A 12,143-nucleotide genomic window follows, 5' to 3' on the forward strand; every position below is an offset into this window, starting at 1 on the left:
CTAGCTCCATGCCCGCGAAAGGGAGATCGCGGCCATGGGCCGCTCCTACGGGACTATCACTAAAAAAGAAGCCTGGAAAACCAGGCTTCTTGTGACGCGTTATTCCGCTTTTGGCTGCTCGCGCAGGCGAATATGCAGTTCGCGAAGCGACTTGTTATCCACCTCACCCGGCGCTTGGGTCATGACGCAGGCCGCGCTCTGGGTTTTCGGGAAGGCGATCACTTCGCGGATCGACTGCGCGCCGGTCATCAGCATCACCAGGCGATCCAGGCCGAAGGCCAGGCCACCATGGGGCGGCGCGCCGAACTTCAGGGCGTCGAGGAGGAAGCCAAACTTCTCCTGCTGCTCGTCTTCACTGATGCCAAGCACGCGGAACACCGTCTGCTGCATCGACTTGTCGTGGATACGGATCGAACCGCCCCCCAGCTCGGTGCCGTTCAGGACCATGTCGTAAGCCCGCGACAGCGCGGCCGCCGGGTTGGCCGCAAGCTCCTCAGGGCTGCAGCTCGGCGCGGTAAACGGGTGGTGCATGGCGGTCAGGCTGCCGTCGTCGTTCTCTTCGAACATCGGGAAGTCGACGACCCACAGCGGCGCCCACTCGCAAGTCAGCAGGTTGAGGTCGTGACCCAGCTTGATGCGCAGTGCGCCCAGGGCCTCACTGACGATCTTGGCTTTGTCGGCACCGAAGAAAACGATGTCGCCATCGACCGCACCCACGCGATCGAGAATCACATTGATGTTATCCAGCGGGATGTTCTTGACGATTGGCGACTGCAGGCCTTCCACACCAGCGGCGCGTGCGTTGACCTTGATATAGGCCAAGCCCTTGGCGCCGTAGATGCCGACGAACTTGGTGTAGTCGTCAATTTGCTTGCGCGGCATGCTCGCCCCACCCGGTACGCGCAGCGCGGTGACGCGGCATTTGGGATCGTTGGCCGGGCCGGCGAAGACTTTAAAGTCGACATCCTTGAGCTGATCGGCAACATCCACCAGCTCCAGCGGGTTACGCAGGTCCGGCTTATCCGAACCAAAACGACGCATGGCTTCGGCCAGGGTCATGTGCGGAAGCGTACCGAACTCGACGTCCAGCACTTCCTTGAACAGCTGACGGACCATTTTCTCGGTGATGGCCATGATATCGGCCTCATCCATAAAACTGGTTTCGATGTCGATCTGGGTGAATTCCGGCTGGCGGTCGGCACGCAGGTCTTCGTCGCGGAAGCACTTGGCGATCTGATAGTAGCGGTCAAAGCCAGCGACCATCAGCAGCTGCTTGAACAGCTGCGGCGACTGCGGCAAGGCGAAGAAGCTGCCGGCGTGGGTGCGGCTCGGCACCAGATAGTCACGCGCGCCCTCTGGGGTGGCACGGGTGAGGATCGGCGTTTCCACATCGAGGAAGCCGTTGTCATCCAGATAGCGACGGATGCTGCTGGTGATGCTCGAACGCAGCTTCAACTTGGCAGCCATTTCCGGACGGCGCAGGTCGATAAAGCGGTAGCGCAGGCGGGTTTCTTCGCCGACGTCGGTGTATTCGTTAAGCGGGAATGGCGGGGTTTCCGCTTCATTCAGCACTTGCAGCTCATAGCCCAGCACTTCAATAGCACCGGATGCCATATTGGCGTTGCGCGCACCCTCGGGACGCACACGCACCTTACCGGTGATCTTCACCACATATTCACTGCGCACTTTATCGGCAGTGGCGAAAGTCTCGGCACGATCTGGGTCGAATACCACCTGGGCCAGACCTTCGCGGTCACGAATGTCGAGGAAAATCACCCCGCCATGGTCACGACGGCGATGTACCCAACCGCAAAGGGTGACTTCCTGGCCGTCCAGGCTCTCGTTCAGTTGGCCGCAATAATGGCTGCGCATCATGGTGGTGGTCGCTTCTCTTGAGTCTTGAATTCGTTGGGTCGCATGGCTGCGACGCTCGTTGGCCGGGCAACCGGCTGGCGCATGCGCCATTTTCCGCAATTGTGCTGCCTTTAAGGGGCATAAAACGATCAGCGGCGCCTACGCAACCAACTGCTCGCCCAACAAAACGCGGCAAAGCGCGGGATTATATATGGTTAAGCCGCCACTTGCAGCCGCCGCCCCACGCGCTTTTGCCAGGCCTTCCTATACTCACCCATGCAGCACTCTGACCGTCGAATAGTGGAGAGGCTTATGGCCACGCCAACCCTGGCTGAAATACCCAGCGATTTGCTGGCAGACTTTCGCCTGGAATCCAGCGAACAATTCCAGCGTTGTGAGCAATTGTTAATCGAACTTGAGCACGCACCCGATGACCGCGAGCGCCTGCGCGAGCTGTTTCGTCTGGTGCATACACTCAAGGGCAACCTGGGCTATATCGGCCTGGATACGCTGATGAGCGTGCCGCAAGCAATGGAAGATGTCCTGTCGTGCCTGCGCGAAGGCCAGCTGCATTTCGATAGCCTACTTGGCGATATCCTTCTACTAACCCTCGATCATCTGAAAGAGCTGATCCAGCACGCACTCGGCGGCGCGCCAGCACAACTTGACGCAACCCAAAGCAAGGCGCTTAGTCAGGCACTCAGCACCCTGGCAATGGCCCCAGCGGCGCAACAAACCGGCATTCGCAGTGCACTGCTGCAACAACTCGACCCCAGCTCAAAACCGCCCGTAGTCATTACCACAGACGAACCCGCCGCCGCAGACCTGCTCAGACGCTACGGCATCGAGCCCGATGCCGACCTGCTGTTTTTTGTCGACCTGATGCAAGCCAGCGAACGCCGCTCACGCTTCTGGCAAGGGCGCGGCCTGCGTCAGCTCGACCTGGCCCTAGCGATCAACCAGCTGGGCGGCAACCCGGAGCAACCCGAGCAATTGGCGGCAGCCATCTGCCTGCACGACCTGGGCATGGCCTTTCTGCCCCTGGAAATGCTGCATAAGAAAGCGCATTTCAATCGCGAAGAACGCCGACAGATGCAATCCCACCCGCGACTCGCCCACGACCTGCTCAAGCGTATGCCGCGCTGGGATGCCGCTGCGGAGATCACCTTGCAACACCAAGAACACGTCGACGGCAGCGGCTACCCCAAAGGTTTGAAAGAAGTCGAAACCAGCCCCGGCGCCCTGATTATTAACATTGTCGACACTTTTGACGCCCGCACCCATGAGCGCGCCCATCAAACCCTGAACAAACGCCCACTGCTGCGTGCCATCCTGGAAATCAACAACCTGGCCGGACGGCAGTTCAGCGAGCACTGGGTCGAATTGTTCAATCAGACACTGCAGCAACATCCAGAACTTGCGCATCGCTAAACCCTAGAAAAATTGAACCCAGACCAAGTAATAGCCTCTAACCATCACTTTCATTGATATAAACCACGATAAAGCTCGGCAACACCCATGGTAGGCTCTGCCCATCACGCGGGCAGCCAAGCCCCGAGCCACCTGAGAGGAGAAATGGTATGGAAATCAATATCGGCATTGCCGAGCAGGACCGCGCCGCCATCGCTGAAGGCCTGTCGCGCCTACTGGCCGACACCTACACCCTGTACCTGAAAACCCATAACTTTCACTGGAACGTCACCGGCCCGATGTTCAACACCCTGCACCTGATGTTTGAAGGTCAGTACACCGAACTGTCACTGGCCGTTGACCAGATTGCCGAACGTATTCGCACCCTTGGCTTCCCGGCCCCCGGTACCTACGCCGCCTACACCCGTCTTTCCTCTATTAAGGAAGAGGAAGGCGTGCCGAACGCACAAGACATGATCAAACAACTGGTTCAAGGCCAGGAAGCCGTCACGCGTACCGCTCGCGGCATCTTCCCGCTGCTCGACAAAGTCAGCGACGAGCCGACTGCGGACCTGCTGACCCAGCGCATGCAAGTGCACGAGAAAACCGCCTGGATGCTGCGCAGCCTGCTGGCAGCCTAGGAGCCTGTCGGGCTTGACCGTTCGTAGCGAGGGAAAGCCCGGCTTGAGGTAGTTTTTCTGCTTTTCCGAGGCGAATAGCTGGCTATTTAACGAGGGAAAGCAGAAAAAATGGCCAAGTCCGGCTTTTCCGCAGTAGAACAGTGTTAAGTCCGACAGGCTCCTAGATACATGGGTAAATAGGTACATCACGTAAAAGGTCCGCCTTCACGGGCCTTTTGCTAGGCGCTTGCCCAGCAGCTGTTCTATGCTTTGACCAATTGCAACTTGGTCACAGTGACGTGCATGAACAAACCCGCTAAAGCCCCCAGCATTCTGGAACTGTACCCCGAGGAAACCCGCGACGCTGCGGCGCTTCTGAAGAAGGCGGTACCACTGATGATGCGCCACGATATCCCGCCCAATCCGGTGCATTACGCTCTCTGGTACACCTACAGTAAAGGCCTGGAGCCCGAGCTCAATCGTCGCCTGGACAAGACCGTCAGCGACTTTGACAGCTTCCCACAGGAAACCGCAGCCAAGCTGTTTCGCGATTACATCATCCATGGCGAGCTCGAAGAAGCCCGCGCCGGTCAGCAGCAAGTCATTGAGCTGGTCGATGACATCGAAGGCAACGTATCGCGCAGTATCATCGGCAGCCGTAACTACCAGGCCAGTCTAGATCATGGCCTAGCTGCATTGCAGGAGCCAATCATCGATGATCTGCCTAATGTTCTGAACGAACTGCAGCAAAGCACGCTACTGATGCAAGATCAGCAGGATAAATTCCTCTATCGTCTGAATGCCGCCCAGCAAGAGATCAAGAGCCTGCGCAGCCAGCTAGAACGCGCGCATATCGCAGCAACATTGGATAACCTGACTCAGATATTCAACCGCAATGCCTTCAGCAGGCTGATGGAGCAGACGCTGAGCAGCGGACATAATGGCGTTGCTCTGGTAATGCTAGATATCGACCATTTCAAACAGTTCAACGACCAATACGGCCACCCCCTGGGGGATCGCGTACTGCAGCACGTCGGCCAACTGCTACGCGACCTGCTGCCCGCTCGCGCGATGGCCGCACGTTATGGCGGTGAGGAGTTCTGCATCATCCTGCGTGACTGCAATGACAACGCCAAGGCATACGCTTTTGCCGAACAGCTGCGTCTAAAGATCCAGTCGCTGCGCATCAAAGTGCGCCGCACCGACGAAGTTCTCGACAGTATTACCGCCTCCTTCGGCTTCGCCCTTGCAGAGCAAGGCGATACTCTGGAAACCCTGCTCACCCGCGCCGATGACGCGCTTTATCAAGCGAAGCGCGACGGGCGCAACCAAGTAAGCCCCAACCCAAGCGAAACAGCACTCAGTGCCTGATTGAGAACCCCACCTCTTTGCTGTTAAATACGCCCCGTGCCGCTGAACCGCCTCCATGGTTTGGCGCACAGGCTGGTACCACGCGCTTTTATCCCTACCCTGCAGCACCCAATACGCGCAGCCAGCTCTTCCTGTTGACTCTTTAAATTAAGCGAGCTCATCGAACATGTTGAAAATTGTCCACCTTCTGACGGGCGCTATCGCCCTGCTACTTTCTTTTGCCCCACACTTTGGCGACACACCACAGTCATCCTTAGAACAACCCAGCGCCCTGTGCCTTGCCCTGTTCGGCCTGCTAAACCTACTGCTTGCACCCCAACTACCCATCTGGCACGCCGGCCTGCGCCATCAAGCACAAAACCTGGTTTCTGCCCTCCTGGTCCTCGGCACGCTGCTACAAGCCTTGATTCTGCTCGCCCCGTTACCAAAAATTGCCGAACAACCGGCCATCCTGTTTAGCCTGCTGATCATCGCCGCCGCCGTCGCCGTGCACCTGGCAGCCAACCTGCGTCTTAAATCACGCAACATCGCAAGCTCGCAGGATTTGGGCGACCGCGAAACAGGCACCGTTAAGTGGTTCAACACCTCCAAGGGTTTCGGCTTTATCTCGCGCGATTCAGGTGACGATATTTTTGTGCACTTTCGCGCCATTCGCGGTGAAGGCCACCGCGTACTGGTTGAAGGCCAACGGGTCGAGTTCGCCGTAATGCAACGCGACAAAGGTCTGCAAGCCGAAGACGTCATCGCCGCACTGCCTGCGCGACGTTAATCGCAAAAACGCAAAAGGCCCGCACACAGCGGGCCTTTTGCGTTTCACAGCCGATCAATAATGCGGCGGCGCCTCATCCTCAGCTATACCAAACTGCGAATTCACCTCATCCTGACGCTTGATCAACTCAGCCACCTGCAGCTGCAGACGCTCCAGAAGCCGCTGTTGTGCCACCAGCGCATCGTTGAGTGCCTGAATAGTGTCGTCCTGAAAAGCCAGCCGGCTTTGCAAGTCGTTAATGCGCTCTTCTAGTTTCACCAGTCAACTCTCTGCAAAACAAAAATCCCTGGTCAAAACCAGGCGTAGACGGGCTTTCAGTGCGGCCAATTGCTCAGCAGTATACGCCTGCGCCGGGCGCTTGCCCCAAACGGGCGCCGGCCAGGCCGCATCCTCGCGACGCCGCACGATGACATGCATATGCAGCTGACTAACCACATTGCCCAAGGTCGCGACATTCATTTTGTCTGCCGCAAAACAGTCCTTGAGCACCTGCGCAAGGTTGTTGGTTTCCCCCCAGAGCTGCAGCTGATCAAGCGCATCCAACTGAAACAACTCACTAACATCTTCACGACGCGGCACCAGGATAAACCAGGGGTACTGCGCATCGTTCATTAATAGCAGGCTGCACAATGGGTAATCACCCACCCAGACAGTGTCTTGCTGCAACCGCGAATCCAGAACAAACATAACGATCTACCTTTAAGACAACCCATCCACTCGGTTTTTGACATAAATCGAACAAGCCAAGCAGCAGCACCTGATACAGGGGCCATCAACTGGCCGCCAAAGCATAACCAGTTAACACCCGCCGCGCAGGATACGCCGAAGCAGCAAACCCGACACCCAGGATCAAGCCATCGCCACTGCGCACCAATAGACAGCACTCGACATCACCACCCCAAACGCACGCACCAAAACTGTTCCCTTCGGTAATACCAAGCAGCGACAAAATGCTACGCAGCTGCCACGAGGCGGCAAGCAACTAATAAACAGAGCAGAAAGCGACCGCAAAAACGCCCACCCACGGCCATAAAAACAGAAAAAACCGCTGAAAAATGCACGATAAACCAATGCAAACCCCGAGAACCTTGACCACACGGCTCAAATCGAGGATAAAAAATTGGCTTTCAGGCTTTTGTGCACGACTATTGCTAAGCAATCCGTGACGAATAGCACTGCACCGTTTGGCTGCCGAAGGCAACCTACGAGCAAGCGCAAAAATACGTTAGCATTGACTCCTAGCACGCAGGCAGCATCCACAAAAATGCGACATGACTCATAAGCTTTTGCGACACAGCCGTGAAGAAATCGCAAGGAATAGATTGCAACTATCGCCAACATTGGCAGCGTGCTATAAGTTACCGCCGACACAAAAAGAAAGAGCCGTCCATACAACAACCAGCCGGATGGCGCAACTTTTCTAAACCAAGGAGCAATCACGATGCAAGTGATGAAGTGGAGCGTAATCGCCCTCGCAGTAGCAGCGGGCACCACCCAAATGGCAGTGGCATCCAGCCAGTCTGAGTCTAAGGGCATTGTTGAAGACAGCAGCTTCAATATCTTCAATCGCGCCCTTTACATGAACCGTGATTTCCGCAATGGTCCAAACCCATCGAGCAATTCCGCTAACCCAGCTGGTTACCGTGAAGAGTTCGGCCTGGGCATCCGCCTGCTGCTGGAGTCCGGCTTCACTCAAGGCACCGTAGGTGTGGGCTTCGACGCTCATAGCCTGAGCAGCATTAAGCTCGACAGCGGCCGCGGCCGTGTCGGCACTGGCCAATTCGGTAAAACTGACGACGGTCGTGGTGACGACACCCAGACCGAAGTCGGCGGCGCTATTAAGTTCCGCGTATCTGATACCGTCCTGAAATACGGCAACATGTTTACCGGCAGCCCTGTTTTCGCTACTGACGACAGCCGTATCCTGCCAGAAGTTGCTACCGGCACCTACTTGGTCAGCAATGAGATCGAAGGCCTTGAGCTGAGCGCTGGTCGCTTCACAGCCTTAAGCTCTCAAGAAAATACTGGCACCGATAGCACAGGCTTGAAAGGAATCAATATTGTCGGTGCAAACTACAGCTTCACTGACAATTTCAGCGGTGCACTGCATGCGTCCGACGCTGAAGATCTTTACAAGAAGTACTATGCCAATCTGAACTACAACCTGCCGATTGCCGAAGAGCAATCTATGAACTTTGACTTCAATGTTTATAAGTCAAAGTACGACAAAGGCTACGTTGAAGCATACACCACGAAGTTCAACGACGACGGTAGCGTTAAAACTCCAGGTATTCGTGAAAGCCGCGACAACACCATTTGGAGCTTGGCGGGCGCATACTCTCTCGGCGCTCACACCTTCACTCTGGCTCACCAGCGCAGCACAGGCGATGATGGCTATCGCTACGGTGAAGACGGTGGCGGTTCCATCTTCCTGGCCAACTCGGTTCAGTACTCCGACTTTAACCAAAAAGATGAAAATTCTTGGCAAGCTCGCTACGACATCAATATGGCCTCCTTCGGTGTTCCGGGCCTGAGCTTTATGACCCGCTACATCCGTGGCACCGCCGATGATAGCTACACAGAGCGCGAACTGGATCTCGAAGCCAAGTACGTAATCCAGGAAGGCGCAGCTAAAGATCTGTCCTTCCGCGTTCGTAACGCTTTCTATCGTGACAACGCTCAGGGTGACGTCAATGACTTCCGCCTGATCCTTGAATACCCACTGAGCGTTCTGTAATTCAGACCGTTTAGCAGGTAAAGAAAGCCCGACCTAGGTCGGGCTTTTTCTTGCCTGCTAAAAACCTACAACGGCAACGCATAAGTCCCCGTCACATGCGCCACCAACTCATCTTCATTGCCCTGCGAGTAAACCGACACCTCGCAAACAGCCTGCCTGCGACTCAATCTTAATATTCGCGCCTCGGCTAATAGATCAACTGGTTTGGGTTTAACCAGAAAGTTGATATTCAAATTAGATGTCACGGCCATTTCCACCCGCCCGATACGACCCAGCACCACCGCATACATCGCAGCATCTGCCAGCGCCATAATGGTTGGCCCGGACAAGGTGCCGCCGGGACGCACCAATTTGCTGTGAAATGGCACCCGTACCAGCGCACCGCTGGCATCCAGCCGGTCGATACACAAGTTGATGTCCTCTGCTATCGGCAATCCTGCCCGAATCAGTGCTTGCACCTGCTCTGCCGTTAATATCGACACACTCCCCTCCTTTATATGCACACGTCAGCATCCTGTACGCATCTGTACAGGCACCGTACAATGCCGGCCATTGAAAATCTCTTGCAACCGACAGAACAGCCAAATATGCGTACCAGCCAGTTCCTGCTCTCGACTCTGAAAGAAACTCCATCCGATGCCGTGGTCATCAGCCACCAGTTGATGCTGCGCGCCGGCATGATCCGCAAGCTGGCATCCGGCCTGTACACCTGGCTGCCCATGGGCCTACGCGTGCTGCGCAAGGTTGAGCGAGTTGTGCGCGAAGAAATGAATGCCGCCGGCGCGCTGGAAGTGCTGATGCCCGGTATTCAACCGGCAGAGCTGTGGCAGGAATCCGGCCGTTGGGAACAGTACGGCCCCGAGCTGCTGCGCATGAAGGATCGCCACGGCCGCGACTTCTGCGCAGGCCCGACCCATGAAGAAGTGATCACCGATCTGGCGCGCAATGAGCTGAACAGCTACAAGCAGTTGCCGATCAATCTGTATCAGATTCAGACCAAGTTCCGCGACGAAATCCGCCCGCGCTTTGGTCTGATGCGTGGCCGCGAGTTCATCATGAAGGACGCCTACTCCTTCCACGTCGACCAGGCTTCGCTGCAGCAAACTTATGACCGCATGCATCAGGCCTATTGCAACGTATTCACCCGCCTGGGCCTGAATTTCCGCCCCGTGCAGGCTGATACCGGCTCTATCGGCGGCACCGGCTCCCACGAATTCCACGTACTGGCTGACTCCGGCGAAGACGATATCGCCTTCAGCGACAGCTCCGACTACGCCGCCAATATCGAAAAGGCCGAAGCGGTTCCGCGCGAAAGCAGCCGTGGTGCAGCGACTGAAAGCATGCGCATGGTTGAGACACCGGACACCAAGACCATCGACGCGCTGGTGCAGGGTTTTGGCCTGGCCATCGAAAAAACCATCAAGACCCTGATGGTGCATGGCGCTAAGAAAGGCACCCTGGTCGCCTTGATCGTACGTGGCGACCACGAACTCAATGAAATCAAAGCCGCCAACTTGGAGCTGGTTGCCAGCCCACTGGTGTTCGCCAGCGAAGCCGAGATTCGTGCGGCTATCGGCGCAGGCCCTGGCTCGCTGGGCCCGGTCAATCTACCGATCCCCTGCATCATCGACCGCTCGGTAGCGCTGATGAGCGACTTCGCCTCCGGTGCCAACATCGATGACAAGCACTATTTCGGCGTTAACTGGGAGCGCGACCTGCCGCTGCCTGAAGTTGCTGACCTGCGCAACGTACTGGCTGGCGACCCAAGCCCGGACGGCAAAGGTACTTTGGAAATCAAGCGCGGCATCGAAGTCGGGCACATCTTCCAGCTGGGCACCAAGTACAGCGAAGCACTGAACTGTCAGGTTCTTGGTGAGAACGGCAAGCCGGTGATCCTGACCATGGGTTGCTATGGCATCGGCGTTTCCCGTGTGGTGGCAGCAGCCATCGAGCAGAACAATGATGACCGTGGCATCCTCTGGAATGATGCTCTGGCGCCGTTCCATATCGCTCTGGTGCCGCTGCGTTACGAGACTGACGCCGTGCGCGAAGCCACCGACACGCTGTATGCGCAGTTGACCGCTGCTGGCTACGAAGTACTGCTCGATGACCGTGACAAAAAGACCAGCCCGGGCATCAAATTCGCGGATATGGAACTGGTCGGCATCCCGCATCGCATCGTCGTCAGTGATCGCGGCCTGGCCGAAGGCAACCTGGAATACAAGAGCCGTAAGGAAACCGACGCCCAGGCCGTGCCTGTGGTCGACATCCTGAGCTTTATCCAGGCCCGCATCAGCCACTGATCTCAGCCTTTTTAGCAAGAGTCGTCATGTTCAAGCGAAGCACCCTCAGCCTTATCGCCACCCTCGTGGGTGGCCCTCTGCTGCTCAGCGGCTGCGCCAACCAGTTGCCGCAGCGCAGCGAACACGAGGAACGCGTCGAGCGCAAACTGCTCGATCACAGCCTACAGATCGATGTCGGTGAGCCACGCGTGCTGGAGTTGCCACAACGCCGCGTACGTGTGCATGAACAGAAGACCTTCGAGGTCACGGCGTTTGACGTGACGCGCCGTTATGACCGCTACACCCCTTACCAGCCCTGGCGCGAGCTGTATGAAGTGCCCCTCGGCGCGCTGGCGGTGGTCGGCGGTATCGGTGCCAATGTGCTCAATGTGGTGCTGCTTGGCAGCCTGCCGGACAGTGCAACCAAGGACTGGATCAGCTACGGCTTCGCCGGCCTCAACCCGGCGATGAACGTCGAATCCAACGGTCGCTCGCAGCAAAACCTCGCCAGCCTTGAAGAGCGTCGCCAGGATGCGCGCATGGAGTACTCCAGCCTGCCCTGGGCCGAGCGCCCAGTGCTGGTTAAAGCTGGCGAGCAGAGCCATGAACTGCTAACCGACCGTAACGGCATCCTGCGCCTGAACCTGCTCGACAGCCCGTTTGCCGACGAAGATGTCACGCGCATCAGCACCTTGCTGCTGACCGTCGAAGATGATCAGGGCTCAGCACGCGCCGATGCATCACTGCTGGTCAGCCGCACGCTGCGCGGCAAGCTGCAGGAGGCCCATGAGCTGATCTACGCCGACCTCGAGGGCGACGATGTGGCCCAGTGGGTGCATCGAGTCAAACGTCTGTCGGAGCTGGGCCTTGAGGAAGAGGCCAGCGAGTTGGAACAGAGCCTGATCGAACTGACCCGTAATGATCCGGAACTGCAGAAAGTCTTCTTACAAGCCCTGACCACAGACGCCGGCCGCCTAGTCGCCGACCCTGGCAACGACTGACGCCCAATGCGACAGCGCCTGGTTGCGATACGGCTGCACCAGCCTATGCGGCAACACAGATGGGTATCGCTGCGCTCAACCCATCCTACGGGCTGGTAC

Annotated in this window: 11 protein-coding genes and 1 pseudogene; 8 read left to right on the plus strand and 4 right to left on the minus strand. The window is 57.2% G+C overall.

Annotated elements, in window-relative coordinates; all coding sequences use genetic code 11:
* Window positions 1-99 precede the first annotated feature (99 nt).
* Window positions 100-1,875, minus strand: coding sequence for an aspartate--tRNA ligase (aspS, locus tag AC0T4W_RS13050; RefSeq protein ID WP_476319495.1), 1,776 nt, complete (start codon window positions 1,873-1,875; stop codon window positions 100-102).
* A 291-nt stretch (window positions 1,876-2,166) separates the two neighbouring features.
* On the opposite strand from aspS, the gene AC0T4W_RS13055 reads away from it, so the two are divergent.
* The 5 genes and pseudogenes from AC0T4W_RS13055 to AC0T4W_RS13075 all read left to right on the plus strand — a co-directional run bounded on the left by AC0T4W_RS13055 (window position 2,167) and on the right by AC0T4W_RS13075 (window position 6,024).
* Entirely contained in the window at window positions 2,167-3,285 is a 1,119-nt protein-coding gene (locus AC0T4W_RS13055; protein ID WP_476319497.1) for an HD-GYP domain-containing protein, read from the plus strand.
* A gap of 149 nt (window positions 3,286-3,434) precedes the next feature.
* The gene (locus tag AC0T4W_RS13060; protein ID WP_476319499.1) at window positions 3,435-3,905 is read left to right on the plus strand and encodes a Dps family protein; all 471 of its coding nucleotides are present in this window, start codon (window positions 3,435-3,437) and stop codon (window positions 3,903-3,905) included.
* 282 nt (window positions 3,906-4,187) lie between these two features.
* Complete coding sequence (locus AC0T4W_RS13065) at window positions 4,188-5,255, plus strand: GGDEF domain-containing protein (RefSeq protein ID WP_476319501.1); 1,068 nt, start codon at window positions 4,188-4,190, stop codon at window positions 5,253-5,255.
* 166 nt (window positions 5,256-5,421) lie between these two features.
* Window positions 5,422-5,742, plus strand: a pseudogene (locus tag AC0T4W_RS13070) (cold shock domain-containing protein membrane protein); the annotation flags it as partial.
* A gap of 57 nt (window positions 5,743-5,799) precedes the next feature.
* On the plus strand, window positions 5,800-6,024 hold the full coding sequence (locus AC0T4W_RS13075) for a cold-shock protein (RefSeq protein WP_169852850.1): 225 nt from the start codon (window positions 5,800-5,802) through the stop codon (window positions 6,022-6,024).
* Window positions 6,025-6,078: 54 nt separating this feature from the next.
* Here AC0T4W_RS13075 and AC0T4W_RS13080 read toward each other — a convergent pair whose 3' ends face one another.
* Both AC0T4W_RS13080 and AC0T4W_RS13085 read right to left on the minus strand, forming a co-directional pair.
* Entirely contained in the window at window positions 6,079-6,282 is a 204-nt protein-coding gene (locus AC0T4W_RS13080) for a SlyX family protein (protein ID WP_476319503.1), read from the minus strand.
* Window positions 6,283-6,285: 3 nt separating this feature from the next.
* A complete protein-coding gene (locus AC0T4W_RS13085; protein WP_476319506.1) occupies window positions 6,286-6,711 on the minus strand; it encodes an HIT family protein in 426 nt (141 codons plus the stop codon).
* A 754-nt stretch (window positions 6,712-7,465) separates the two neighbouring features.
* Here AC0T4W_RS13085 and AC0T4W_RS13090 point away from each other — a divergent pair.
* Window positions 7,466-8,761 carry an OprD family porin gene (locus AC0T4W_RS13090; RefSeq protein ID WP_476319509.1) on the plus strand — a complete coding sequence of 432 codons (1,296 nt, stop codon included), beginning with the start codon at window positions 7,466-7,468 and terminating at the stop codon, window positions 8,759-8,761.
* Between the two features lie 65 nt (window positions 8,762-8,826).
* Here the strand turns inward: AC0T4W_RS13090 and AC0T4W_RS13095 are convergent, their stop codons facing one another.
* On the minus strand, window positions 8,827-9,237 hold the full coding sequence (locus tag AC0T4W_RS13095) for a PaaI family thioesterase (protein ID WP_476323648.1): 411 nt from the start codon (window positions 9,235-9,237) through the stop codon (window positions 8,827-8,829).
* A 111-nt stretch (window positions 9,238-9,348) separates the two neighbouring features.
* Between AC0T4W_RS13095 and AC0T4W_RS13100 the strand changes: the two genes are divergently transcribed.
* Window positions 9,349-11,064: a proline--tRNA ligase gene (locus AC0T4W_RS13100; RefSeq protein ID WP_476319511.1), complete on the plus strand. Its 1,716-nt coding sequence runs from the start codon at window positions 9,349-9,351 to the stop codon at window positions 11,062-11,064.
* A 26-nt stretch (window positions 11,065-11,090) separates the two neighbouring features.
* A complete protein-coding gene (locus tag AC0T4W_RS13105) occupies window positions 11,091-12,044 on the plus strand; it encodes a hypothetical protein (RefSeq protein ID WP_476319513.1) in 954 nt (317 codons plus the stop codon).
* Window positions 12,045-12,143: the final 99 nt, after the last annotated feature.

The sequence above is a fragment of the Pseudomonas sp. C7.1 genome (assembly GCF_056312395.1).

What these genes read in the sequence shown, in the direction of transcription:
- AC0T4W_RS13055 (WP_476319497.1), top strand. Translation starts at nt 2,167, where the DNA reads ATGGCCACGCCAACCCTGGCTGAAATACCCAGCGATTTGCTGGCAGAC.
- AC0T4W_RS13090 (WP_476319509.1), top strand. Translation starts at nt 7,466, where the DNA reads ATGCAAGTGATGAAGTGGAGCGTAATCGCCCTCGCAGTAGCAGCGGGC.
- aspS (WP_476319495.1), bottom strand. Translation starts at nt 1,875, where the DNA reads ATGATGCGCAGCCATTATTGCGGCCAACTGAACGAGAGCCTGGACGGC.
- AC0T4W_RS13100 (WP_476319511.1), top strand. Translation starts at nt 9,349, where the DNA reads ATGCGTACCAGCCAGTTCCTGCTCTCGACTCTGAAAGAAACTCCATCC.
- AC0T4W_RS13060 (WP_476319499.1), top strand. Translation starts at nt 3,435, where the DNA reads ATGGAAATCAATATCGGCATTGCCGAGCAGGACCGCGCCGCCATCGCT.
- AC0T4W_RS13085 (WP_476319506.1), bottom strand. Translation starts at nt 6,711, where the DNA reads ATGTTTGTTCTGGATTCGCGGTTGCAGCAAGACACTGTCTGGGTGGGT.
- AC0T4W_RS13105 (WP_476319513.1), top strand. Translation starts at nt 11,091, where the DNA reads ATGTTCAAGCGAAGCACCCTCAGCCTTATCGCCACCCTCGTGGGTGGC.
- AC0T4W_RS13065 (WP_476319501.1), top strand. Translation starts at nt 4,188, where the DNA reads ATGAACAAACCCGCTAAAGCCCCCAGCATTCTGGAACTGTACCCCGAG.